The 24,092-nt window shown below is 74.4% G+C and carries 24 protein-coding genes; 14 read left to right on the top strand and 10 right to left on the bottom strand.

Going from position 1 to position 24,092, the window contains the following annotated elements:
- Positions 1-270 precede the first annotated feature (270 nt).
- The 3 genes from ACZ4K2_RS20860 to ACZ4K2_RS20850 all read right to left on the bottom strand — a co-directional run bounded on the left by ACZ4K2_RS20860 (position 271) and on the right by ACZ4K2_RS20850 (position 2,114).
- A complete protein-coding gene (locus tag ACZ4K2_RS20860; protein ID WP_467475435.1) occupies positions 271-426 on the bottom strand; it encodes a hypothetical protein in 156 nt (51 codons plus the stop codon).
- Positions 427-460: 34 nt separating this feature from the next.
- A complete protein-coding gene (locus tag ACZ4K2_RS20855) occupies positions 461-1,558 on the bottom strand; it encodes an AraC-like ligand-binding domain-containing protein (RefSeq protein ID WP_467475434.1) in 1,098 nt (365 codons plus the stop codon).
- 292 nt (positions 1,559-1,850) lie between these two features.
- The gene (locus ACZ4K2_RS20850) at positions 1,851-2,114 is read right to left on the bottom strand and encodes a hypothetical protein (protein WP_467475432.1); all 264 of its coding nucleotides are present in this window, start codon (positions 2,112-2,114) and stop codon (positions 1,851-1,853) included.
- Between the two features lie 234 nt (positions 2,115-2,348).
- On the opposite strand from ACZ4K2_RS20850, the gene ACZ4K2_RS20845 reads away from it, so the two are divergent.
- From ACZ4K2_RS20845 to ACZ4K2_RS20815, 7 genes are all read left to right on the top strand, one after another.
- A complete protein-coding gene (locus ACZ4K2_RS20845; protein WP_467475430.1) occupies positions 2,349-4,307 on the top strand; it encodes a CASTOR/POLLUX-related putative ion channel in 1,959 nt (652 codons plus the stop codon).
- Positions 4,308-4,441: 134 nt separating this feature from the next.
- The gene (locus tag ACZ4K2_RS20840; RefSeq protein WP_467475428.1) at positions 4,442-5,293 is read left to right on the top strand and encodes an STAS domain-containing protein; all 852 of its coding nucleotides are present in this window, start codon (positions 4,442-4,444) and stop codon (positions 5,291-5,293) included.
- Complete coding sequence (locus tag ACZ4K2_RS20835) at positions 5,290-5,658, top strand: STAS domain-containing protein (protein WP_467475426.1); 369 nt, start codon at positions 5,290-5,292, stop codon at positions 5,656-5,658. The genes ACZ4K2_RS20840 and ACZ4K2_RS20835 overlap by 4 nt, the downstream gene beginning before the upstream one ends.
- Positions 5,655-6,074, top strand: a complete 420-nt coding sequence (locus ACZ4K2_RS20830; protein WP_467475424.1) for an anti-sigma regulatory factor — start codon at positions 5,655-5,657, stop codon at positions 6,072-6,074. Before ACZ4K2_RS20835 ends, ACZ4K2_RS20830 begins: the two co-directional genes overlap by 4 nt.
- Positions 6,062-7,108, top strand: a complete 1,047-nt coding sequence (locus tag ACZ4K2_RS20825) for an ATP-binding SpoIIE family protein phosphatase (protein WP_467475422.1) — start codon at positions 6,062-6,064, stop codon at positions 7,106-7,108. Before ACZ4K2_RS20830 ends, ACZ4K2_RS20825 begins: the two co-directional genes overlap by 13 nt.
- The gene (locus ACZ4K2_RS20820) at positions 7,105-9,021 is read left to right on the top strand and encodes a hybrid sensor histidine kinase/response regulator (protein WP_467475420.1); all 1,917 of its coding nucleotides are present in this window, start codon (positions 7,105-7,107) and stop codon (positions 9,019-9,021) included. The genes ACZ4K2_RS20825 and ACZ4K2_RS20820 overlap by 4 nt, the downstream gene beginning before the upstream one ends.
- Positions 9,018-10,652, top strand: coding sequence for a SpoIIE family protein phosphatase (locus ACZ4K2_RS20815; RefSeq protein WP_467475418.1), 1,635 nt, complete (start codon positions 9,018-9,020; stop codon positions 10,650-10,652). The genes ACZ4K2_RS20820 and ACZ4K2_RS20815 overlap by 4 nt, the downstream gene beginning before the upstream one ends.
- Before the next feature lie 73 nt (positions 10,653-10,725).
- Here the strand turns inward: ACZ4K2_RS20815 and ACZ4K2_RS20810 are convergent, their stop codons facing one another.
- Positions 10,726-13,671 carry an NACHT domain-containing protein gene (locus tag ACZ4K2_RS20810; protein ID WP_467475416.1) on the bottom strand — a complete coding sequence of 982 codons (2,946 nt, stop codon included), beginning with the start codon at positions 13,669-13,671 and terminating at the stop codon, positions 10,726-10,728.
- Between the two features lie 319 nt (positions 13,672-13,990).
- On the opposite strand from ACZ4K2_RS20810, the gene ACZ4K2_RS20805 reads away from it, so the two are divergent.
- Both ACZ4K2_RS20805 and ACZ4K2_RS20800 read left to right on the top strand, forming a co-directional pair.
- Positions 13,991-14,584, top strand: coding sequence for a lysozyme family protein (locus ACZ4K2_RS20805; protein WP_467475414.1), 594 nt, complete (start codon positions 13,991-13,993; stop codon positions 14,582-14,584).
- A gap of 422 nt (positions 14,585-15,006) precedes the next feature.
- Positions 15,007-15,513, top strand: a complete 507-nt coding sequence (locus tag ACZ4K2_RS20800) for a MarR family winged helix-turn-helix transcriptional regulator (protein ID WP_467475412.1) — start codon at positions 15,007-15,009, stop codon at positions 15,511-15,513.
- A gap of 44 nt (positions 15,514-15,557) precedes the next feature.
- Here the strand turns inward: ACZ4K2_RS20800 and ACZ4K2_RS20795 are convergent, their stop codons facing one another.
- Positions 15,558-16,718: a PP2C family protein-serine/threonine phosphatase gene (locus ACZ4K2_RS20795; RefSeq protein WP_467475410.1), complete on the bottom strand. Its 1,161-nt coding sequence runs from the start codon at positions 16,716-16,718 to the stop codon at positions 15,558-15,560.
- Between the two features lie 135 nt (positions 16,719-16,853).
- Here ACZ4K2_RS20795 and ACZ4K2_RS20790 point away from each other — a divergent pair, with 135 nt between their 5' ends.
- Positions 16,854-17,339 carry a MarR family winged helix-turn-helix transcriptional regulator gene (locus tag ACZ4K2_RS20790; RefSeq protein ID WP_467475408.1) on the top strand — a complete coding sequence of 162 codons (486 nt, stop codon included), beginning with the start codon at positions 16,854-16,856 and terminating at the stop codon, positions 17,337-17,339.
- Positions 17,340-17,949: 610 nt separating this feature from the next.
- Positions 17,950-18,435 carry an ATP-binding protein gene (locus ACZ4K2_RS20785; RefSeq protein WP_467475631.1) on the top strand — a complete coding sequence of 162 codons (486 nt, stop codon included), beginning with the start codon at positions 17,950-17,952 and terminating at the stop codon, positions 18,433-18,435.
- Between the two features lie 294 nt (positions 18,436-18,729).
- Here the strand turns inward: ACZ4K2_RS20785 and ACZ4K2_RS20780 are convergent, their stop codons facing one another.
- From ACZ4K2_RS20780 to ACZ4K2_RS20760, 5 genes are all read right to left on the bottom strand, one after another.
- Positions 18,730-18,990 carry a GlsB/YeaQ/YmgE family stress response membrane protein gene (locus ACZ4K2_RS20780; RefSeq protein ID WP_467475406.1) on the bottom strand — a complete coding sequence of 87 codons (261 nt, stop codon included), beginning with the start codon at positions 18,988-18,990 and terminating at the stop codon, positions 18,730-18,732.
- A gap of 67 nt (positions 18,991-19,057) precedes the next feature.
- Complete coding sequence (locus ACZ4K2_RS20775) at positions 19,058-19,444, bottom strand: STAS domain-containing protein (RefSeq protein WP_467475404.1); 387 nt, start codon at positions 19,442-19,444, stop codon at positions 19,058-19,060.
- A 137-nt stretch (positions 19,445-19,581) separates the two neighbouring features.
- Positions 19,582-19,953, bottom strand: a complete 372-nt coding sequence (locus tag ACZ4K2_RS20770; protein WP_467475402.1) for an STAS domain-containing protein — start codon at positions 19,951-19,953, stop codon at positions 19,582-19,584.
- Positions 19,950-21,056, bottom strand: a complete 1,107-nt coding sequence (locus ACZ4K2_RS20765; RefSeq protein WP_467475401.1) for a cobalamin B12-binding domain-containing protein — start codon at positions 21,054-21,056, stop codon at positions 19,950-19,952. Before ACZ4K2_RS20765 ends, ACZ4K2_RS20770 begins: the two co-directional genes overlap by 4 nt.
- Positions 21,053-22,642, bottom strand: coding sequence for a PP2C family protein-serine/threonine phosphatase (locus ACZ4K2_RS20760; RefSeq protein WP_467475399.1), 1,590 nt, complete (start codon positions 22,640-22,642; stop codon positions 21,053-21,055). The genes ACZ4K2_RS20765 and ACZ4K2_RS20760 overlap by 4 nt, the downstream gene beginning before the upstream one ends.
- Before the next feature lie 331 nt (positions 22,643-22,973).
- On the opposite strand from ACZ4K2_RS20760, the gene rpmG reads away from it, so the two are divergent.
- The 3 genes from rpmG to ykgO all read left to right on the top strand — a co-directional run bounded on the left by rpmG (position 22,974) and on the right by ykgO (position 23,621).
- Positions 22,974-23,138: a 50S ribosomal protein L33 gene (gene rpmG, locus ACZ4K2_RS20755; RefSeq protein ID WP_467475397.1), complete on the top strand. Its 165-nt coding sequence runs from the start codon at positions 22,974-22,976 to the stop codon at positions 23,136-23,138.
- Positions 23,139-23,209: 71 nt separating this feature from the next.
- Positions 23,210-23,470 carry a type B 50S ribosomal protein L31 gene (locus ACZ4K2_RS20750; RefSeq protein ID WP_467475395.1) on the top strand — a complete coding sequence of 87 codons (261 nt, stop codon included), beginning with the start codon at positions 23,210-23,212 and terminating at the stop codon, positions 23,468-23,470.
- Positions 23,471-23,498: 28 nt separating this feature from the next.
- Positions 23,499-23,621, top strand: coding sequence for a type B 50S ribosomal protein L36 (gene ykgO, locus ACZ4K2_RS20745; protein WP_467475393.1), 123 nt, complete (start codon positions 23,499-23,501; stop codon positions 23,619-23,621).
- Positions 23,622-24,092 lie beyond the last annotated feature (471 nt).

The raw sequence follows: 24,092 nt of genomic DNA, 5'->3' as shown, positions 1-24,092 counted from the left end.
GGCCGAACGGGTGGTGGCTGTCGGTGGGAACCTCGCCGTGCGGGAACCGTTCACCGACCGCGCACTGCGCGCCGAACAGGAAGGAGCGGCCGGGGTCCGGGCGGCGGGAATCCGCCCGGACGTGCCGTTCGCACCGGCGCCCAGCCGCGGCGCACATGGCGTGCTGCCCCGCCTGCCGTGGGAGCGACCAACCTGGAGAGGCGACGCTGAGAACGCTCGGTGACCGCAGTACGGGCTGTCAGGTCTGCGCGTCGTGCCGGACCGTGGCGGTCAGCCTCCGGACAACGCGGAACAGCCGCCGACCACCACGATCGCCATGAGGATGAGCAAAGCCAGCAGCACACCCATGCAGAAGCCGCAGCCCTGCCCCGTCTCGCTGCTGAACGAACCGCCGCCCCCACCGGGCGCCTGCCCTTGACCCGTCATCTCGCCTCCCGAACTCTCCCGGCCCTCACGGGTGTCAGGGACCGTTCCGGCTCCCCGGTGCCGCGCACCCATCGTCGTGTGCCGTGTCTCCGCGGAGTTGGCGACGGGCGCGGAGCGGATGCGCATTCAGCGCGGAGAACGAGCTGCGGCCGAGGCATCCCGGAACTGCCGAGGTGTCTCGCCGTAGGTTCTCCTGAACACCCGGCTGAATTCGCCCGGGCTGGAGAAATCCCCATCGGGCGGCGATCACGCCGATGGGCTGCCGGCGCAGGGAGGGTGTGGCGAGGGCTTGCCGGCAGCGTTCCAGCCGTCGGCGCCGCACGGTCGCCATGACGCCCTCGGGCTCGGCGCTGAACAGCTGGTGCAGGGTGCGGACCGATATGTGGTGTCGTGAGGCTATGGCGGCCGGGGAGAGCCCCGGGTCGCCGAGGTTCGCCTCGATGAAGGCTCCGATACTCGCGACGAGGGCCCGGCGCCTCGTCTCGGCCGGGAGGAGACCACTGACGTCGACGCAGCCGGCGAGGAAAGCGGCTGCCAGGTCGACGGCGATCGTGCCCAGGCGCTGGTTCTCCGCCTCCGACTGGTCCGTGACCTGCCCGAGCGCGGATCCCATGAGGTGCCGCAGGAGAGAACCCGTGGCACCGCGCGTGGACAGCGGCTGGGCGAGCAGCCGGTCTACCTGGTCGCCGGGAATCGGCATCGACGCTCTCGGCAGTCGCAGGATCGTGACCACGACGTGGTGCCCAGGGTCCGGGAACACTGCCTCCAAGGGGTAGGAGGTGTCGAATAGCACCAGCTCACCCGCCCGAACGGCCGCTGTCCCGCCTTTCTGGGCCACCTGCATGGGAGCACGCTGGATGAGCCCCAGCATGTAGGTCTCGGGATCGCTGCGCCGGATGTGGCGGGCGGTGCGCACCGCGTCGAGAGCTGGGAAGGAGAAGGCCGCCAACTTGGCGGCGCCGAGACCGGCGCTCACCACCCGCGCGGAAAAGTCCCCGGAGTAGGGGCTCGACAATGCGAAGGGAGCGATTCCCTCACGCACGGCATCGATGAACCAGGCGAAGCGATCGGGCCGGCTGAGACCACTGTTCGACTGGAAGAGCACGGAAGCGGCGGCATCGGAGGAGGACACGTCGCCATGGTCGAGACCGCGGGCCGGAGACGGGAAGCAGGACTTCGGCCATGAGCGGGACGGGCGCCGGACCCCGGGCCGGGGCGCCGCGACCGCTGCCGCACCCCGTTCCCGCACGCCGCTGTTCCGCGCCCTCGGCACCACCGCGCACGGACCCGGCAGAACTCGTCGGCCTGGCGCCGGCGACGCCGGGACCAGGTCCGCACCAGCCGCACCAGCCGCACCAGCCGCCGCGGACGACGCGGACACAACCCTGGCCTCACCACCGGTCACGGCGGACGCCGTCGCGGCGCTAGACCCGGTCGGCTTGCGGCCCCACCGCCCCCACCGCCCCCCGCGCCAGCCCGCGTCCGGCGCGGCGCGTCCCGGCCTCCCACAGGCACCAGGTCGACCACAGCAGCAGAACGAGGAAGACGGCGAGCAGGCCCAGCAGCACCACCGTCTGCCGTGCCGATCCGTCACCCCGCACCAGGCCCAGTAGCAGGCAGCACGTCCAGGCCACCACACCGCAGGCGTACACCGTCCTCAACTGCCGCAACTGGCGTACTGATCCCATCGTCACCCTCCCCGCGACCGTGTCCCGCGTCGCCCTGCCGGTACCCGCCCGCGGCGATTCCCAACACCTTCTCGCGGCCGCGGAACGGCAGGAGCGGCGAGCGCGGGCGCCGACGCCTCGGCCGGGCCCCTCCCGATCGGATGAATCGCCCGGTCACCGCGGGGTGTCGGGCCCGTCCGCGGCACACCCTGGGACGTGCAGGCACCGGATGCCGATCGTCAGGGGGCGGATGTGGTGGGGCGGCAGCAGGCTTCGTTACGGGACCGGGCGCGCTATCTCTTCGACCGGCGGCTGGCCCGCAGCACCGGGCGGCTGCTGGGCTGGCTGTCCCTCGGCTGCCTCGCGGTCGTCGTACCGGTCAGCGCCCTGCTGGTGTGGATGGACCCCGCCGCGCCGCACTCGCTGTCCGGCCGGCTCACGGCGGTGTGGCGCACCAGTGCGCAGACCCTGCGCCTGGGCGCCGCGTCCGGCGCCCCGCTGCGGATGCTGCTGTCCGTGCTGCTCGGCCTGATCACGCTGCTGTGCGTGTCCACGCTGGTGGGAGTGGTCACCACGGGCCTCGGCGACCGGGTGACGGAGCTGCGGCGGGGCCGCTCGACCGTGCTGGAGCGCGGGCACGCGGTGGTGCTCGGCTGGTCGGAGCAGGTCTTCACGGTGGTCGCCGAGCTGCTCGCGGCGCGGGCCGGCCGGGGGCGCGGGGTCGTGGCGGTGCTCGCGGACCGCGACACCCCGGACATGGAGGAGGCGTTCGCCGCGGCGCTGGACGCGCCCGGGGACCGGCTGGTCTGCCGCACGGGAGCGCTGACGGACCCCGCCGCGCTGGCCCTGGTCGCCCCCGGCTCGGCGGGTTCGGTGCTGGTGCTGCCGGCCGAGGGGCCCGACGCGGACCTGGAGGTGGTGCGGACCCTGCTCGCGCTGCGGCCCCTGCTCGGCACGGACCCCGGGCCCCCGGTGGTGGCCGCCGTGCGGGACGGCCGCTATCTGCACGCGGCCCGCCTGGCGGCCGGCTCGCGGGGCGTGGTGCTGGAGACGGACCTGACGACGGCGCGGCTCCTCGTGCAGTCGGCCCGCCGTCCCGGGCTGTCGGCCGTGCTGCGCGACCTCCTCGACGTCGCCGGGGCCGAGTTCCACGTCCTTTGGGCCCGGGAGGCGGTGGGGCGGTCCTTCGCCGAGCTGGTGCTGTGCTTCGAGGCCGCCTGTGTGGTGGGTGTGCTGCGCGCCGACGGCCGGGCCCTGCTCACCCCCGGCCCGGACACCGTCCTCGCCGCCGGGGACCGTCTGGTCGTGGTCGCCCACGACGACACGGATTTGCCCCCGGCCGACTGCCGCGGCCTCGTCGACGTGTCCGCGCCGGCCCCGCCGGAGCCGGAGCCCGAGGGCCCCTCGCGCGTGCTGCTGCTGGGCTGGAACCGGCGGGCGCCGCTGATCGTCGACCTCCTGCGGCGCAGCGCCCGGCCGGGATCCGTCCTCGACGTGGTCACCGAACCGGACGACGACGCGGTGCGGACGCCGCCCGCGGACCCGGGCGCCCCGGCCGTCGCCTGGCACACCGGGGACCTCGCCCGGCCCGAGACGTTCCGCGCCCTCGACACGGGGAGCTACGACAGCGTCTTCGTGCTGGGCGCGGACTCGGCCGCCGGTGCGCGGCGGCCGGACGACCGCACCCTGCTCACCCTGCTGATGCTGCGGGCCCGGGAGGAGGAGACGGGGCGCGCCCTGCCGGTGGTCGCCGAGCTGTGCGACCACCACAGCCGCGCCCTGGCCCCGCTGGGCCGGGCCGCCGACGCGGTGGTCCGCGGGGAGCTGACCGCCCTGCTGATGACGCAGCTCTCCCAGAATCCGGTGCTCGCCCCGGTGTTCGAGGAGCTGTTCGCCACCCGGGGCGGCGCCCTCGCACTGTGTCCGGCCGGGCAGTACGTGCGCCCCGGCCGCGAGGCGGCCTTCGCGACGGTCGCGGCGGCCGCGTACGAGCGCGGCGAATGCGCGATCGGCTACCGTGCGCTCACCGCGGGCCGCGACACCGGTTTCCGGCTGTGCCCCGGCAAGTCCGAGCGGCGGGTGTGGGCGGCCGGGGACGAGATCGTGGTGGTCTCGGCGGCCCCGGCGCGGGGCGGTGACGGCGGCGGTCCGGGAGAGGGACTGCCCGGAATGCGGCGGGGGACGGACGTGGACGACACACCGGAGCGGCGGTGACGCACCCGCCCGGCCCGGCCGTCCCCGATCACCGTGACGGGGCGAGACGTGACACATGTGGGCGTCGCCATAGCGTGGCCAGATTGTCGTATCGTCTACCTGACATAATCAACCAAGTGTTTGGTGGGGAAGTCGTGGCGACCGATAGCAACGCGCACCTTCTGGTCGAGACATTGACCGCACAGCGTGACGAGTTCCTCGCTCGGTGGACGGGTACGGTCGGCGAGGACCTCTCGGGCCGGCTGAGCCTGGCCGAGCTGGGCCGGGAACTGGGTGAGCTGTACACGGCCATCCTGGAGGGGATCACCGCCGGCGGGCTGGACGGCCGGGCGGAGTCATTCGGCGAGGTGCGCAGCCTGCTCATCGAGCTGTCCCGCAACCGCGCCCGGCAGGGCTTCACCCCCACCGAGACCGCCCGGAGCGTCTTCGCCTTCAAGGAGGTGCTGGAGCCGTCGCTGACCGGTGACGAGCAGGGCGCGCTGGCGTACCTCCAGTTCTCCCGGCTGCTCGACGACCTCGGCCTGCTGACGACCGAGGCGTACGTCCGCACCCGCGAGGAGATCATCTCCGCCCAGGCGGAGCAGCTCCTCGAACTCTCCACCCCCGTGGTCAAGCTGTGGGACGGCGTCGTCGGCGTCCCGCTGGTGGGCACCCTGGACTCGGCGCGCACCCAGGTCGTCATGGAGAAGCTGCTCCAGACGCTGGTCGACAGCAACTCCACCCACGCCATCATCGACATCACCGGCGTCCCGACCGTGGACACCCAGGTCGCGCAGCACCTGCTGAAGACCGTGGTCGCCGCCCGCATGATGGGCGCCCAGTGCATCATCTCGGGCATCCGGCCGCAGATCGCCCAGACCATCGTGGCGCTCGGCATCGAGTTCGGCGACATCCCCACCAACGCCTCGCTGGCGGACGCCCTGCGCCAAGCGCTCGCCGAGGTCGCCAAGGAAGAAGCCCAGGACGACGTGCGGGGCCTGCTGTGACCGACCGCGTACCCGTCCTCAAGATCGGCGACATCCTCCTGGTCTCCATCCAGACCGACCTGGAGGACCAGATGGTCATGGACCTCCAGGAGGACCTGTCCAACCGCATCGTCGCCACCAACGCCAAGGGCGTCGTTATCGACATCTCGGCGCTGGAGATCGTCGACTCCTTCGTCGGGCGCATGCTGGCCACCAACGCCTCCATCTCGCGCCTGCTCGGCGCGGAGACCATCGTCGTCGGCATGCGGCCCGCCGTCGCCATGACGCTCGTCGAACTCGGCTTGTCGCTGAAGGGCGTGCGCACCGCCCTCAACCTGGAGCGCGGGCTCAAACTCCTGCGCCGGCTCAGCGCAGGCCAAGCATGAGGGACTACGGTGCCGTGAGCGCCACGGCCGAGACCGTCTCGGTCGCCGACAGCGGTGACGTGGTCTCCGCGCGGCAGATGGTGCGCACCCTGGCCCAGCGCAACGGCCTGTCACTGGTCCACCAGACCAAGCTCGTCACCGCGGCCAGCGAGCTCGGACGCAACATGCTCGTGTACGGGGGCGGGGGCGTCGTGCGCGCGGCGGCCGTCACCGACGCGGGGCGGCCCGGCGTCTTCGTCGAGTTCACGGACCAGGGACCTGGTATACCGGACATCGAGCAGGCACTGACGGACGGCTGGACGTCGGGCAACGGAATGGGCCTGGGCCTCAGTGGCGCCAAGCGACTCGTCGACGAGTTCGACATCGAGTCGGGATCGGGGGGCACGACCGTGCGCATCGTGAAGTGGGGCCGGTGAGCGGCACCACCGTCGCCGAGGCCGGTGACGTCTGCTGGCTGCGCGCGGACGTCGCCCTCGCGGCGGCCGCGCGCCGTCAGGCGGCCCAGCTCGGCAAGGGCATCTGCCTGCCCGAGGACCGCCAGGCACGGGCCGAGCTGTGCGTGACGGAGATGGCGACCAACCTCCTGAAGTACGCGCACGACGGCTCCCTCGCCCTGCGCGTGGTGCGCGTGCGGGGCCGCGCCGCCCTGGAGTGCCTGTCCCTCGACAGCGGTCCCGGCATCCCCGACGTGCAGCGGGCGCTCCTGGACGGCACGTCGTCCTCCGGCAGCCTCGGCATCGGCATGGGAGCCATCAAGCGGCTCGCCGACGTCTCCGGCATCCACTCCCTGCCCGGGCGGGGCACGGTGGTCTGCGCCCGCTTCTGGGCCGACGACCAGGCACCGGAGTCCGCCCCGGTGCAGACCGGCGGACTGACCCGCCCGATCACCGGCGAACAGGTGTGCGGCGACACCTGGGCGGTGCGCACGGCCGGCGCCGCGGACTCCGACGGGCTGCTGCTGATGATGTGCGACGGCCTCGGGCACGGCCCCCTCGCGGCCCGGGTCGCGGACCTGGCCAGGCAGGCCTTCCGCGACAGCCGGCGCACCGACCCGACGGAGGTGCTCCAGGACGTCCACAACGGACTGCGCGGGACCCGCGGGGCGGCCGTGGCCATCGCGCTGATCGACCACGCCGGCGAGCGGGTGCGGCTGAGCGGGGCGGGCAACATCACCTCGCTCGTCGCGGTGGACGGCACGCGCAGCGGACTGCTGTCCCTGCCGGGCATCGTCGGCCTCCAGCTGCCCCGCCCGCGCACCTTCGACGCCGCGTTCCCGCCCGGCGCCGCCCTCGTCATGCACTCCGACGGCCTCAGCGACCGCTGGAAGCCGGCCGACTTCCCCGGCCTGTTCGCGCAGGACCCCTCCCTGGCCGCCGGCCAGATCCTCAACCAGGCCGCCGTACGCCGGGACGACGCCGGCATCGTGGTGGCCCTGCACAGGCATCCGTGAACCCCGACCCCTTCGAGCACGAACTGATCACGATCGCCCTCCGCGAGGCGGGCGACGTGCTCACCCTGCGCCGGTGCACCCAGGCGGTGTGCCGGGCCGCGGGACTGACGGGCAGCCCCCTGGTCCGCCTGACCACCGTGGTGAGCGAGGTCGGTGAACAACTGCTGGGGGCCCCCGCGCTCACCGCCCGCGTCTGCCTGGAGGAGACCGACGCCGTCATGGCGACCGTACGGTTCGGCTGGCGGGAGGCCCGACGGCCGACGGCCCCCCTGCTGGCCGCCGCCGGCCGCCTGCTCGACGACAGCCGCCTGCAGCCCGCCGGTGACGGCGGCCACACGCTCGTGCTGGCGCAGCGCACCCCCGCGCCGGCCACGTCCCTCGCCGGCCTGGCCGCCGAGGTGCGCGGCAAGCTCGTCGGCAACGACGCCGCCGCCGACCTGATCGAGGCCCTGTCCACGCAGAACCGCCAGCTCCTGGCCGCGCTGGAGGAGTCCCAGCACCAGCAGGAGGAGCTCCAGCGGCTGAACGCCGAGCTGGAGGAGACCAACGTCGGGGTCATGGCGCTGTACTCCGAGCTGGCGACGGAGCTGGAGGAGACCAACAGCGGCGTCGTCGCCCTCTACGCCGAGCTGGAGGACAAGACCCACCAGCTCGAACGCGCCCACGAGTACAAGACCCGGTTCTGGGCCAACGTCAGCCACGAGCTGCGCTCGCCGGTCAACTCGGTGATCGCCCTGTCCCGGCTGCTGCTCGACTCCGGGGCGGACCCCCTCTCCGACGAGCAGCGCCAGCAGGTGGCGCTCGTCCAGGCGTCCGGCACCACCCTGCTCGCCCTCGTCGACGAACTGCTCGACGTCGCCAAGGCGGAGTCCGGCCGGCTGGAACCGCACCCCGTCGAGACGGACCTGCGCACGCTGCTCCACCAGCTGCGCGGCACGCTCCAGAGCACCGCGCAGCCCGGCGTGGACCTGCGCATCCCGGACTACGCCCAGCAGGGGCCGCTGACCACCGACGAGGTCATGCTGACGAGGATCCTGCGGAACATCCTGTCGAACGCGCTGAAGTTCACGACCGAGGGCTCCGTGACCCTGGACGTCACCGAGGAGGGGACCGGACGCGACGCCCGCTTCGTCTTCCGGATCGAGGACACCGGCGTCGGCATCCCGGCCGACGAGCTCGACCGCGTCTTCGAGGAGTTCTACCAGGTCCGCGGCGCCCACCAGCGCGGCCGTGCCGGCACCGGGCTCGGCCTGCCCTACGCCCGCAGGCTGACGGAGCTGCTGGGCGGGCGGCTCACCCTCGGCAGCGAGACCGGCCGCGGCACCTGGGTGACCGTCGAGCTGCCCGCCCGGCCGGTGCCGGCCGGGACGGCGGTCACGGCGACACATGAAACGGGCCGTACCGGACAGCCGGAGGGCGTGCGCACAGGTCACAGGACAGTGGAACAGCCGGCCGGCGGCCGGACCCGGCCGGCGAGACCCCTGGTGCGATCCGTGGTGGTGGTCGACGACGACGAGGCGTTCCTGGCGGGCTTCCGGCCGCTGCTCGACGGACTCGCCGAGTCCGTCCGCACCGTCACCGACAGCGGCACCGCGGTCGCCACCGTCGTCCGGGAACGGCCCGACGCCGTCTTCCTCGACCTCAACATGCCCGGCACGGACGGGTACGAACTGCGGCGGCTGCTGGCGGCGGACGAGGCGACCGCCGGCGTACCCGTGTGCGTCCTGACCGCGCTGGCTCCCTCGGAGGTGGACCGCTCCCGGCTGCCCGGGGTCCGCGCGGTGTTCAACAAGGCCCGGCTCACCCGAGCCGACCTGGCAGCCGCCCTTCAGGGCCCGCGGGCCGAACCGTCCGCACGGCCCGGCTCCGCGACGGCCTCCCCGGCAGCGCCCGGGGCGGAGGAACGCCGATGACCCAGCACCCCGACACCGAGCACCGCCCCGGACGCGTCCTGGTGGTGGACGACACCCCCACCAACCGGTACGTCCTGGCCACCACCCTGCGCCGGGCGGGCCACGAGGTCGTCGAGGCCGAGGACGGCACGGGCGCCCTGGAACTGCTGGCGGGTCCCGGCCCGCTGCCGGAGATCGCCATCGTCGACGTGCGGCTGCCCGACATGACCGGCTTCGAGGTGTGCGAGCACATCAAGAGCACCCCGGCCACGGCTGCCGTCCCCGTCATCAACGTCTCGGCCTCCGCCATCACCGTGGACGACCGGGCACAGGGCCTGTACCGCGGGGCCGACGCCTACCTCGTCGAGCCCGTCGCCCCCGACGAGCTGCTCGCCACGGTCACCGCGACCCTCCGCTACGCCCGCGCCCGCCACCGCGCGGAACTCCTGGCGGACCGCCTGCACCTGCTCAACCGCTTCACCCTGGCCCTGTACAGCGTCTCGGACGCCCACGAACTGGCCCGGGTGACCGCGGAGGCGGCGGCGGCCATCTTCCGCCGCGAGGTGGCCGCGTTCCTGACCACGCCCGAGGGCAGCCCGCTGGTGGCCCACACCTGGCAGGACCCCGACGGCCCGGCGCGGCGGACCGGACCCCAGGTGCACGCGACCTCGGCGCGCCCCCACCGGCGCGACCACGCCGCCGCCCGGACCGACGGCCAGGCCCCCGTGCTCGACCTCCCCTGCCTGCCGCCCGGCCTGAAGGACCCCGAGCGTCGGCGCACGGTGATCGGCCGGGCCAAGGCGGAGCGGCCGCCGGTCGTCATCATCACCGCCGAGGACGCCGTCACGACGCCGGACGACGAGCAACTGCTGGCCCAGCTCACCCAGGCGAGCGCGCTGGCCCTGGAGGCCCTGCGCAGTTACAGCGAGGAACACGCCCTCGCCCTCACCCTGCAGCGCAGCTTCCTGCCCGAGAGCCTGCCGGAGACCGCGCGGGCGGACCTGGCCGTACGCTACCTGCCGGCCAGCGAACGGACCGAGATCGGCGGCGACTTCTACGAGGCGATCAGCACCCCCGCCGGACTGGTCGTGGCCGTCGGGGACGTCGCCGGGCACTCGCTGGACGCGGCCATGGTGATGGGCCAGGTGCGGCACGCGCTGCGCGCCTACGCCGCCGAGGGCCACCCGCCCGAGGTGATCCTGGCCCGGCTCGACCACCTGCTGACCTCGGTGGAGCCCGGGGCCACGGTCACCCTCTGCGTCGTGCTGATCGCGTTCGACTCGGACACCCTGCACATCGCGAACGCGGGCCACCTGCCTCCGCTGCTGCGGCACCCGGACGGCACGACCACCTACGTGCGCGAGCACGGCCCGCTGCTCGGCCTGGGCCTCCCGCACCCGCCGGCCCACCGGGTCACCGCCGAGCCCGGTTCGCTCGTCCTCCTCGTCACCGACGGCCTGGTCGAACGGCGCCAGGAGGACCTCCGGCACTCCCTGCGCACCCTCGCCGCCGTGGTCGCCGGGACACCGGGGGACCCCGAGGAGGTCTGCGCGCAACTGCTGGACCTGCTCCCGCCGGACGGCAGCGACGACGTGGCCCTGATGGCCGTACGCCTGAACGCCGCGCGCCCGGGCCCCCCGGCCTCCGGCTGACCGGGGAGAGCGGGGGAGCGGCCGGGTGCGGCACGGCATGCCACCGTGCGCGCCGTCCCCCGGCAGCCGTGAGCTACGACGGGCGGTCGTGGACCGCGTCGTCGGCCGCCCCGCGCGGCTTCGGCGCGCACACCGTGCCGTCGTACGCCTCCGGCTCCCGCGCCACGCCGCCCGCGAGGTGCGTCTGCAACCGCTCGTGCCGGAACTCGAAGTACGCGCCGGACCTGCGCAGCACCCCGCGGCGGTGGGCGTCCTCCAGGAACGCCATCAGCCGCCACGGCAGGCGTCCGGTCAGCGCGAGCCAGACCCGCGCCACGGTGAAGCGCCCCCAGGCGCTCAGCGCCAGCGCGGAGGTGCCCAGCGGCAGCCACAGCCGGGTGCCCGCGTGCGACAGGCCGCCCCAGTCGCCGGCCCGGGCCACGACCGGCGCGCAGACGGCGGCGACGAGCAGGGCGACGATCCCGCCGCGGGTGAGCGACGCCGTCCGGTCCGTGCGCAGCGAGGAGAGCGGCCCCGCCGCGCGCATCACGTCCGACGGAATGCTCAGGGCCCGGTAGACCCCGCACACGCAGCCGCCCACCACCCCGATCAGCACCCCGCCGGCCAGCAGTGGCGGCAGGCGGCGCGCGAGCGCGTCCGCGACCGTGGTCCGGGTCAGCCAGCCGCGCGCCGCCACCGGGACCGCGGAGCGCAGGTTCACCGCGTACGCCACGGTCACCGGCGCCGGCGTCCCCGGTGCCGCGGCCTGCTGGAGGCGCACCAGGACCTCGCCGTGCCGGGCCCGGAACTCCGTGCGCCGCGAGGTGAACGGGACGCACCGGCGGTCCCGGAGCAGCGGGATGGTGCAGTCCGGTGGTTGCACACCCGCCGGGTAGGCGTCCGGGAGCGCCCGGTCACCGGTGATCAGCAGGGAGCCGCGCACCGTCCGCAGGGTCGTCGCCGTGCGCAGCCCGTCGCGTTCGGCGAACCGCCAGCCGTCGATCCGCCGGCCGGCCAGATCGGCGGACGGACCGGACTTCAGCGCGGTCACCGCGACCGTCGCGCACGCGCCCACCGCGGAGGTGCCGGCACCGATCAGCAGCGCGGCGGCGGTGCCCCGCACGACACCGGAGGCGAACCGCCGGGTGACCTGGCCGACCCGGACCGGGTACACGCCGTCGCGCTCCGCCCGGCGGGTCCCGCTGACCAGCAGGGCCACGCCCGCCCCCGCGCAGGTGGTGCCGGCCGGCGCGGTCCAAGGGCTGTCGGACCAGCCGCACAGCACGGTGCCCACCGCGATCAGCCCGCCCAGCGTCAGCGCCGTGCCGAGCGCCCGGGCCACCGCCCGCCCCGCGGTGCCGCTCCACGGCAGGCCGTGCGGCACCGGCCGCCGCGGCTGCCCGGCGATCCCGAAGAGGAGGGTGAAGAGCAGGGAGAACAGGCAGCCGCCCACCAGGTCGGGCAGCCAGCCGTCGGTCACGGCCCCGAAGCGGAAGCCGAACCGCAGGTCCTGCGTCCAGGCGAAGGCCGCCCACAGCAGCGCGCTCACCGACAGGGTCACCAGGGCCTGGCGGGCGACGAACCGCCGGTCCGGCAGCCCGGGGCCGGACGGCAGCAGCCACGCGGCGCCGAAGGCGAAGCCCAGGACCTGGCCGAACAGGGTGGCGAGCGCCGACACGAGTTGCACGGCGCCCGTCGGCTCGTGCGCCGTGCGGACCAGCTGGGACGGCAGCACGAGCGCGGACATCACGGCCACGGACAGCACGCCGGGGGCGTGCGCGCGCAGCACGCGCGGCAGCATCCGCTCCAGCTCCCACCAGGCCAGCAGTCCCGTGTCGTGCCGGTGCAGGGCCCGTGCCAGCACGGTGAGCCGGCGTACCGCGTCGCAGGCCGCCCGCGATCCCGCGTCCGCGAACGAGGCGGGCACGAAGGCGCCCAGCAGGTGTTCCTCCACGGCGGCCACCGTCGGGAACCGCCTTGTGTCGAGCAGCTCCGAGGGGTCCTTGCTCCGGTCGCCGTAGACCGCGCGGGCGAGCGACACCATCAGGGGGGTGGTGAGCGCCCGGGCGAGGGGCGAGTCGGCCGCGTGCGCCAGCTCGCGCAGCACGGGCGTCCACACGGTCACCCGGGCGCCCTTCGGGGCGGGCAGCGGTCGCGCGGTGCGTTCGAGGTGCGCCCCGGCCTCCGCGAGGTCCAGGGGCCGCAGTACGACCACCTCGGCCGCGGTGAGCACGTCGCCCTCGGCCACCGCCGTCGCCCACGCCTCGACCCGGCTGGTGAGCAGCAGGGGCAGCCCGTCGTCCAGTTCCGCGTTGATGCGCCGTACGGCCTCGCCGTAGACGGGGCGGGCCAGCTCGTCGAAGCCGTCGAGGACCGGGAGCACGAGCCCTGCGTCCAGGAGCGCCTGGGCGCGCGTGCGGCGGCCGTCGGCCGCCGCGGCCAGCGGCTGGTAGTCGGCGGCGAGCCGGGCCACCAGCCAGTCCCGCAGACCGGTCCGCAGGGGGTCCCAGTCGGCCAGCGGGAAGATGACGGGCACCGGACCGCCGGTGCGCCGCGCCGCCAGCCTGCCGAGCAGGAAGCGCAGGGCGAGCACGCTCTTGCCGGAGCCGGGCCCGCCCAGCACCACCAGCCGGCGCCCGGGCAGCGCCGCGAACGGTCCGGCGTCCCCGAGCTCCTCCGGCCAGGCCTCCCGGGCCCCCGGCAGCGCGCCGGTCGGCCAGATGTTCTCCGGGTGGTCCGCCAGCCGGCGGTCCGCCGGGGCCCAGCGCACCTCGATCGGCACCGGGTCCTGGAGACGGCGCAGCCGGGCCTCGGCGGCCCACTGGTCCCGCACCGCCTCGGCGAGCGCGTCGGCGGCCTGTCTGCGGTCCTCCTCGGCCGATCGCGGGGCCGGATCGGCGTCGCCCCGCAGGATGTCGGCCACCAGGGCCGCCACCGACAGGAAGGACCCGATCGCCGAGATCAGGACGCCCGCGACGGCCGAGTTCGCCCACAGGTACCTCAGGACGGCGGCGAGTGCCGCGAGCGCGCCACCGCACATGGCGAATCCCAGGCGCCGCCGTGTCCGCGCCTTGTGCCATCCCCCTCGCATATGACTGCTCCCCGCACCGGCCCTGCACGCCGTAGGTCTATGTCGGAATCAAACGTTCATATCGGGTGCTTGGTCTGGTCCACGGTCACTTGCCGCCCCGGACGGAGGAGCGCGCGGAAGCGTTCGGGGGGCGGGCGGGAGTGTCGCGGGGTGCTGGGCGGTCCGGCGGATTGAGGCGCCCGCCGGCGGGCACGAGCAGCTCACGGAGGCGGACGCGCGGGCAGGTCACCGCGCCGCAGGCAGGCGACCGGGGAGAGCGGGACAGGGCATGGCCGAGGAAGCGACCAGAGCGGCGGAACGACCGGCCCCGGCGGGCCCCGGCACGGCCCCGGCCCCGCCGCTGCGGCCGGGCGCGTACGATCCGGCGGACTACGCCGGCTCGGTGCTGCGCAGCGCCCGGGAGACGGGCGTGTCGGCCGTGCTGCTGATGTCGGTGCTCCACAACGAGGCGTACAAGCCGCACCACCCGCTGCTGGAGCGGCTGTGGCAGTGGTGGAAGCCCGGCGCGTCCTTCGGCGTCGCCAACATGCACCGGGCGACCTACGAGCAGGTGCGCCGGGCACACGGCCTGGAGAGCCGGTGGGAGGACCTGCGCGACGACCCGGCCCTCGCCATCCACGTGGCCGCCCTGCACCTGAAGGACCTGGACCGCGCGCTGCCGCGGCGGCACACGGGCCGCTGCACCCGCGACGAGCTGCTCGCCCTCGGCTACAACGCCGGCGAGCGCAACATGCGGGCGTTCGCCCGGGGCGTCCCGCCCGGCCCCATGGCCCGGTCCTACCTCCGGCGCCTGCGCGCCCACCGGCCCCGGGCGGCCGGGGCACTGGCCGCGGCCGACGCCCGCGGCGCCGTGGACGCGTGAGGACGGCCCGGCCCGCCTGAGGCACTCCGCCCGCGGGGCCGTGCCGCGGGGAGCGTCGTGCGGGCCGTGCGGCGGGGGCGGGTCCCCGGCCTGTCCCCGGGTGCGCGCCGCGCCCGCGTGGCCCACGCGGACCGGGGCCCCCGGTTCGCGGCCCATGTCGGTTGCGGGCAGCGGAACTTGGCCGGGTGGCGCCCGAACGAGCGCGGCAGCCTCCCGTTTCCCGCCCCGGCCGCCCGCACGGGGGAGGTACCCGTCGGTAGGCTCGCGCCCCCGTGCCCTCCGGGCGCGGGGGCGCTGTCCTCTTCGCCGGGTGTGCGAATGTGTTGGGGGCGTATTCCCTGCTTGCGGCCCGGGCGATCGGGTACTTGCCGCAGTGATAGGGGGCGTCATTTGGCCCGGGGATTACTGAAAGTGATGTTTTCGTGACCCATCCCGGCGGTTTCGGTGACGACCGGGCAGGTGTGGGTGAGGGTGCGGAGGCCGCCGCGTCCGAAATCGCCGATGCCGTGGAGAGTCTGACGACTCTTTGGTCGCTGGCGGCGCAGGAAGCGGCGCTGCGGCTGTCGCTGCATCAGTTGCGGGCCCTGCGGACGCTGGAGGCGGAACCGGGCCTCAACCTCACCGCCCTGGCGGAGCGGCTGGAGATCGGACTCCCGACGGCCAGCCGGCTGTGCGACCGGCTGGAGGCGGCCGGTCTGCTGGAGCGTGTGCTGCACCCGCACAAGCGGCGCGAGGTGCGGCTCAGTCTCACCACGCACGCGCGGCACGTCCTCGGCGACGTGGCCCGGCGCAGGGCGCGGGCGCTCGCGGCCGTGCTGGAGGGCATGCGGCCGGCGGACCGTGCCGCACTGGGCCAGGGCCTGCGGGCTTTCCTGGCCGCGCTGGACGAAGGGCTGCCCGGCCTCGGGCCCGGCCTCGGTGCGCGGTGACGAGGCGGGTACTCGTGTGCGCGGGACACCGGACGGCCGCCGGGTCAGCGTCCGTGCCAGTCCAGGCACACCACCAGCGCGTCGTCGTCCGGGACGGACCGGCCGCGGTGGCCGGACAGTTCCCGCAGGATGGCGCGCGGCACCTCGGCGGCGGGCAGCAGCCGGGTCGACTGGATGGCCCGGGACAGCGCGACGTCCCCGTAGGCCTCGCCCTTCGGGTCGGCGACGGCGTACACCCCGTCGCTGACGAAGACCAGCCGGTCGCCGGGCTCCACGTGGAACTCCTGCGGCACGTAGTCGGTCTCCTCGAACATGCCGAGCGGCAGCTGGGCGTCGAAGGAGACCCGCTCCACCGTGCCGCCGCGCAGCCGCAGCATCCGGGGGGAGCCGGCGTCCACCGCCCGCACCCGCCCCGTGGCCAGGTCGAAGTCGAACATCAGCACGGAGAGGTAGGAGCGGCCCCGGTAGTGGGCGTACACCGCCTGGTCGGCGAGGGCCGCCTGGTCCGCGAGGGAGAGACCCGCCCGGCGGGCGTTGCGCAGGGCGTTGATGGCCAGACTGGTCAGCAGGGCGGCTTCTATGCCCTCGCCCATGCCGTTGGTGACGTACAGCATGAGGCGGTCCGCGGTCGCGGACCAGTCGAAGTTGTCGCCGAAGATCGCGTAGGCCGGTTCGAGCTGTGCGCCCAGTGCGTACTCCGGGCGGCTGCACGCGCGGCCCGGCAGGAGCTGCCACTGCATCTCGGCGGCCAGCGTGAGCCGGTCCTTGCGGCGCGCCTGCACGTACAGGTCGGTGTCCCGCTCGGCGACGACCACCTCGTGCCCGAGCACCTCGGCGATCTCGGAGAGCTCCGCCAGCCCGTCCCCGGCGGCCTCGTCGTCCGGCAGGCTCACCGTCAGCACGCCCAGGCGGTCGCCGCGGACCGTGACGGGCAGGTGCACGCGGACCAGGCCGTCCCGCTCCGCCTCGGCGAACGGCTCCTGCGCGCCGAAGGCACGGCCGGCCGGGGTGCCGTTCACCGGCACCGGTTCGGGCGAGTGCGGCAGCGCGGAGACCGGCTGGAGCACCGTCAGGCCGTAGTCGGCCATGAACAGCTCGGCGGACCGGGCCGCGTAGTGCTCGGCGAGCACCCGGCGCACGACGTCGAGCAACTCGTGCGGTGCCGCCGTCCGCAAGGCGCGTTCGGCGGTCACGAATCTGTTCACGATGGGAAAAACACCAATCCTTCGTCGGATCCCGGTCGCACGGCAGCGCTGGTGCGTCGACGCCGCCCGTGCGAGCCATCTGTCGTCGGCTCGCGTCCCTAGTAGGCTGGCAACCGTCCCAGAGCCTGCGAGAGTGTGACTGTGACTGCCTTCCGACATCTGCCACAGCCCGACGAGGTCGCCCGTGTGACCTCCACGGCCGGTGAGCTACTGGAAGTGCTCTGGGGCCGCGCCTCCACGGCGCCCGCCTCGGCGTCCCAGTTGCGCGTGCTGCTCATACTCGAACACCACGAGGGGATCAACCTGCGGACCCTCGCGGACTCCCTCGCCTCCACCCCGCCGTCCACCAGCCGGCTGTGTGACCGGTTGCAAGCCGCGGGCTTCATCGACCGCGTGCTCAGCTCCACCGACCGGCGTGAGGTGCGGCTGTACCTGAGCGGCCACGGGCGCGCGTTCCTCGACGATCTGCGGGCCCGCCGGGAGAGGGAGCTGCAGGCGGTGCTGGAACTGATGCCGGCCGCCAAGCGCGCCGCGCTGCTGGAGGGCCTGGAGGCGTTCTGCGACGCCGCGGCCACCCAGATACACGACGAGGGCGAAGGCTCCGGCAGCCGTACGGCCTGACGCGCGGAGCGCGGTGCCCGGTCCGTGCGCACCCCGGGGCGCGAGCGGCCGGTACACGCAGCGGCCTGCGTCCACCGGAACATCACAGATCCTTCCCATGTCCGTCCGACACGGTTACTTTGTTGTCTCACGACCATAGTTGTCAAACGGCAACTGCTTGCCGGTCTTTCACTCCTGACCTTCGAATACATCGCCACTCCGAGAGTGCGGATACCCCGGGAGCGCCGATATCCGCCCGGACGGCGAGCGCCGATTTGTGGCCGCCCTGTGAGGGCCGGCGCCCCACCGGGCCCGTTCGCCGGGTACGAGCAGGCGTGATCCCGCCTCGCCGCCCCGCGTCCACCGACGGACGGGAAGCCCCCGCGGGCGTGTTGCCAGGACGAGCCCGTGCTCCGGCGAGCGCCTCCGGCCGACGGCCCGGCGTGATCGGTTCCACAACGATCCACCGGTCACGCGACCGCCCACCTGGGCCATGACGGTCGGGTCCGGCTCCCGCTGTCCGGTAGGCGGGCCCGCGCGGCACGGCCGGGGGCGCCCGGAAACCCGGGCGCCTCCGCGCATGCTCCGCCCCCCGACGGGTAAGCGTGGCCACATGAACGGGGGCACGCGAATGGAGCCGGTGACGTCAGGGTCTGGCGGTGAGGGTGTGACCGGCCCGGAGCCGATCCACGAGATCGTTCCACTCGACGGACTGGGCCCGTGCATCGCCGAGGCCAGACACCGCGCGGCGGACTTCCTCGCCCGGGTGCAGCGGGAGTACGGACTGCCGGTCTCCGCACGGGCGATGGACGTGACCCGACTGGTCGTCAGCGAACTGGTCACCAACGCCCGCAAGTACGCGCCGGGTCCGATGCTGATGGACCTGCGGGTCACGGGCGGGCTGGTCGAGGTCGCGCTGTGGGACAGCGATCCGGTGCTGCCGGTGGCGCGCGCCGCCGACCCGGGCCGGATCGGGCAGCACGGCCTGGAGATCGTGATGGCGGTCGTCCAGGGCTTCGAGGTGCGCAGGGAACCGGTGGGCAAGCGCGTCACCGCCCGCATCGCCCTGGCGGACGGCCCGGACGGGACCGCCGCCGGCCATTACCTCAGCTCCTGACCTTCTCCGACGGCTCCGCCGACCGCGGCCGGTCTCCCGACTGGAGACCGGCCGCGACGCATGACCGGGGCGGGCTCGCGAGCGGGGAACGGCCGCGGGCCCGCCCCGACGCCGCCCCGCCGCCGACCCGCCTCATCCCCACCCCGCCCGGTCCGACCGGGCGTCAGGGCCCGCCGGGACGATGTGAGGCCCCAACGTCCGTACGCGGAAAGCTCCCTGAATCCCCCGCACATCCGCTCGGACGTGAAACAGCCCCCTCGGCCACGGCCGAGGGGGCTGGAGTCACCCGGGGTGTCAGGCGCGCCGTCGGGCCCACATCGGGGTGACGAGGGCGATCAGGACCGCAGCCACGCCGATCTGGAGAATGTGGCGGATCCAGTCGATGCCTCCCGTGTCCCGCACACCGAGACCGCTGGCGAGAGCGTTGCCTGCGACGCCGCCGATGATGCCCAGGATGACCGTCAGCCACAGCGGGATGGGCTGACGTCCGGGGATGACGAGCTTGGCCAGCAGGCCGATGACGAGTCCCGCGATGATGGCCCAGAGGAACGACACGGCCTCTCCTTCCTTTTCACGAACATGCGTGCACTTCGCGAATGCCCTGACTCGGCCGGCGTAAGCCTCAGGAGTCGTTTCCGCGCATGGCCCGGGTCCGGGAGTCGGTGATCGTGAAGTGTTCCAGGGTGCCGGTCAGCGAGAAGAGCCGTTCGACCGTGGGGTGCAGGGGGCCCAGCAGGATCAGTTCGCGGCCGGCGGACCGGTGGCGGCGCCAGGACTCGAGGAGGGCGTTGAGCAGCCCGCTGTCGGCGAACGTCACCTGCGAGAGGTCCACCACGGTCACTGGGAGCGCCGTCTCGTCCGCCTCGGCCCAGGCGGCCTGGAGCAGGTCGTTCTCCTCGTAGTCCACCTCGCCGCGCACGGTGATCTCGAAGACTCGGTCATGGCAGGTCACCTTGACGGTCGCCCTGCTTTCCCACTGCATTCCGTCGTCCTCGTGTCCTCGGTCCATGGCAGGCGGCACCGTGCCGCCCCGCCCCGCGGTTCTCCTACCCCGTCCGGAGCTTAAGTTGCCTCCAGACAAGTATTCCTGACGCCCGGCCACCTCCGCGCACCGCCGCCTCCGCGTCGGGCCGGACCGCTCGCGGGTCAGCTCGCGTTCGCGCCGGTGGCGTCCTCGTCCAGGCCCGGCGGGGCGGTGAGGTGGTCGAGGGTGCCCGTCTGGCGCAGCAGGCGGTCCAGCGGGGCGGGGCGGTTGTCCAGGTGCAGCGCGGTGCCCGCGGCCCAGGTGCGCCGGTGGACCATGAGCAGCGCCGAGAGGCCCACGGAGTCGATCCAGGACAACTCCCCGAAGTCCAGGCGGACCCCCCGGAGTCCGGGGTGCCGGGCCAGGTGCTCGGTGACCGTCTCGACCAGGTGGTCGCTGGTGTCGAGGTCGAGGTCGCCGGCGACGTCGACCGTCAGCTCGCGGGCTCCATGGGTGACGGTGAGGCGCAGGGCGGCTGGTGGCAGGGCGGTCATGCTTCCGTGCAGGGGCCGGGGACGGGACGGAGGGGAGGGCGGTCCGCCAGGGCGGCGGTGCCGTCGCCGATCAGACCGAGGGCGCGCGGAAAGTCGCGCAGGTTCTCGCCGAGCACGGCGAGGGCGGTGACCAGGGAGCGTGCGGGGACGCGCCGGGACTCGAGGACGTCGGCGGTCCAGCGCAGGAACGTGGTGAAGAGCGCCGGGTCGTCGACGTACAGGGCGGTGGCCAGGAAGTCGACGATGTGCGCCAGGTCCTCCGCGGTCCGCTCGCGCTGCGCGTCGCTGTAGGCGCGCATCGCGGAGAATCGATCCTCCAGGGTGGTCAGCGTCTGCCGGACGAGGCGGGAGCGGGACTGGGCGACGTACGTGTACTCCTGGTCCGTCAGGTGCGGCAGGTCGTCCAGGACCTGCCGGGCCGCCGCCGGATGGGGCCGGCCCGGCGGGGCCAGCTCCTTCTCCAGGAGGACCGCCGCGGCGCGCGCGTCGGGTGCCCAGCCGTCGGCGCCCAGCGCGCGGGCGTAGCGGCCGTCCGGCCCGAAGGCCCGCCCGCCCGCCATGACCGGGACCCCGATGGCCTGGCAGGCGGTGATGGCCGCGTGCGCGGTGGGCAGGTGCGTGGGGAGCGAGCCGGACAGCAGCACCGCCTCGGAACTGGTCCCGTGCAGATGGGAGACGAGGTGCGGAGTGGGGGTCTGGGCGCCGAGGAAGTCGACCTGCCAGCCGCGCAGCCGCAGCACCTCGGTGACCAGGCGGGCCGGCAGGGCGTGCCACTCCCCGTCGACGCAGCTCACCGTGATGCGGCCCCGGGGCGTGCGGTCCTCGCCGGCCCGGGACCGGTCGAGGGCGAGAGCCGTGATCACGCGGTCGTTGATGGCGGTCGCGGCGTGCTCCTGGGCCACGGTCAGGCGGTCCGCCGCCCACTCCGTGCCGACCCTGCGCTGCACCGCGGCGACCACGTCGAGGAGCAGCGTCTCCTCGTCCGTCCCGTCGGCCCGGGCACGGCGCACGACGTCGACGGCCGTGTACTCGTCACCGTCGGCCACCGCCCGCCACAAGTCGTCCACCAGGGCGTCGGTACCGATCGCCGGGGGAGCACTCACCCATTCCTCCTGTACATCGTGCCGTCGGTGCGTCCCTGTCCCCCCGGCACCGTCGGATCCGCGGCGCGCGGCGCGCTGATGGCGACGGTGGCGACGTCGTCGTGGCTGCCCGAGCCCACCCACTGGGCCGTCAGCATCTGGATCCGCTCGACGACGGCCTCGGCGGGCATGCCCGCGCACTCGGCCAGGACCCGCTTGAGCCGGTGGTCGCCGAAGAGCTCGTCGCCCAGCGGGCCCCCGCGGGCCTCGGTGACGCCGTCGGTGTAGAGCAGGCAGGTCTCGCCGGGCCGCAGCGTCACGGCCGCGGTGGCGGAGGTCACGTTGGGCAGGGCCCCTATGAGGGAGCCGCGCGTGTCGGTCTCCTCGACGGTACCGTCACCGCGGACGATCAGCGGCGCGAGGTGCCCCGCGCTGGTCAGCCGCAGCTCCACCGTGCTGCCCAGGCGGCGGACGGAGGCCAGGACGAGGGTGGCGAACCGGGTGTGGTGGGAGGACAGCAGCGCGCTGTTGAGCAGGGTCAGGATGCGTTCGTGGTCCGTGGCCAGGGGCAGCAGCGCGTGCAGGGTGTTGCGGATCTTGCCGGTCAGCACGGCGGCGTCCAGGCCCTTGCCTGCCACGTCGCCGAGGACCACGAGTGTCTCCTCGGCGGGGCCGGTGCCGGGGTGGACGTCGTAGAAGTCCCCGCCGATGCGCTCGTTGTCCCGGGCCGGGCGGTAGGCGCCCGCGTACTCCACCCCGTGCACGCTCTCCAGCCGCGGCGGCAGCAGTTCCCGCATCAGCGTGGCGGTGATGGACGCCTGCTCGGTGTACAGCCGGGCGGCCGACAGGGCGGCCCCGGCGCGGGCGGCGAAGAGCCGCGCGAAGAGTTCCTCGTCCCCGCTGAACGCCTGCTCGCGGCTGGAGCGCAGGAGGATCAGCGCGCCGGCGGGCACGCCGTGTCCAGGGAGCGGGGCGACGATCACGGAGCCGACCGGCTCGGTGAAGTCCGGCGGGCGCACCCAGGGGGGCAGTTCGGCGGGGTCGATCCAGCGCGCCGGTACGGGCGGGAACCCCTGGAGGGCCTCGGCGAGCCCGGGAATGGCGTGCACGTCCACCGGTGCGGTCACCCGGGTCACCGGCCCGCCCCGGTAGGCGTACGTGAGCTGGTGGCGGCGGCCTTGCGGCGGGGCGACGAGCAGGGCGGCCTCGGCGAGGTGGTCGGTGGCCATGCGCGCGGTGGCCTCCGTGCACCGGGTGATGTTGAGCGTCGACAGGAGCTGGCTGGAGACGTCGGCCAGCAGGGCGGACCGCTGCCGGGCCCCGGCCAGGGCCGCCTCCGCCAGCCGGCGGTCGGTGTCGTCGACGAGCCACCACACCACGTCCCCCCCGTCCGCGGGGGTGGGGTGGGCTTCGAAGAAGCGGTCGTCGACGGCGCCCGCGGCCTCGCCCGTGCCGTCGGGCACGCCGTCGGCGAACCTTCCGTGGGCCTCGGCCAGCCAGGACGGCACGGTGTCACCCATCCGGTCGCCCCGGACGGCGTCCGGCCAGAGCAGCCGTGCGGCGGCGTTGAGGTCGACGACAGCGCCGTCCCGGTCCGCGACGATCACCGGGTACGGTGCATGGGCCCAGGCGGCGCCGACGCTGAGCGCGGCACTGTGAGGGCCGACGGGCGAGCCGCTGGAACCGAACACACGCGGGGACGCGTCTGGGACGCGCCCCACCACCTTTCTGCGACGGACAACAGATGTCTTCCGGCAACAGTCCCGCATCGAGCCGTACGACGCAAGCCGCTTCCCGTCGTTGCCGGAGAACCCGGCGGTCACGGCCGTGAAGAAGACGCGGAACCCGGGAATGTCCCGGGGGCGGTCGCCGTTGTAGCCCACGTGACTGACATGCACCGCTCAATCTGGTGGTGTCGGTCCGGAAAAGGAGGGCCCCATGGCACGCAGCACCGCGCGTCCCGTCGTCCGGCTCACGTCGACGGCCGGGACCGGCGTCACCTATGTGACGCGCAAGAACCGGCTCAACGACCCCGACCGGCTCGTCCTGCGCAAGTACGACCCGGTCGCCGGCCGGCACGTCCCCTTCCGCGAGGCGCGCTGACCGCGACCACGCCCTGCCGGCCACGGCCGGCGGGGCCCCGCACGGGACCACCGACAGGAAATGACAACCCCATGAGGCCCGGTATCCATCCCACGTCCCGCCCGGTCGTCTTCCGCGACCGCGCCGCGGGCGTGTCGTTTCTCACCCGTTCCACCGCCGTCTCCGGGCGCACGGTCGAGTGGGAGGACGGCGCCGCCTACCCGGTGATCGACGTCGAGGTCTCCTCGGCCAGTCACCCGTTCCACACCGGCACCTCCCGCGTGCTGGACACCGAGGGCCGCGTCGAGCGCTTCGAGCGGCGCTACGGCCGTACCGCGCCCGCCCGCGCCTGACGCGGCCGGCACGAGAGAGGAGACCGTGATGAAGGTCCGCAACTCCCTGCGCGCGCTGAAGTCCCGCCCCGGTGCGCAGGTGGTGCGCCGACGGGGCGTGACCTACGTGCTGAACCGCCGGGACCCCCGCTTCAAGGCCCGCCAGGGCTGACCGGCGGAGCCGACCCCGGGAGCCGCCGGGCGACCGGCCCGTCACTCCGGCGGGCCGGTCGCCCGGCGCCCCGACCGCGGTGCTCCGCATGTCGCCCGTGCCGAGCCGGGTGTCCGCGCGGACGCGGACCCGGTCGGCCGTACCCGGCCGCTCGGGCGCCCGCCGCGTGCCGAACACACGGCGCCCGACAGCGCATACACCCCGGCAGTCCGAGGCGGCCCGGTCGCGCGGGGCCGGCCCGCCCGCGGTCTCGCGCGCCAGGCAGGTACGTCGGACGGGCCGGCACCAACCCGCCCGGATCGGCGAGCACGAGGGCGAGGGCGCGGGCCTCGGCGACCCGGGCCGACGCGCGCACCCGCACCACCGGCACCGCCCGGCACGGTCCACCGGCCGCCGCCCCGCCCACCCCGAAGACCGCTCCCACGAACCGTCCTCGGAGCCCGGCGCGGCCGGTCCGGCGCGGCGCCGCGG

This window comes from Streptomyces sp. NPDC025833 (assembly GCF_055558055.1).
Note: the sequence above shows the minus strand (reverse complement) of the source record. Positions and strands in the feature narration are given on the sequence as shown.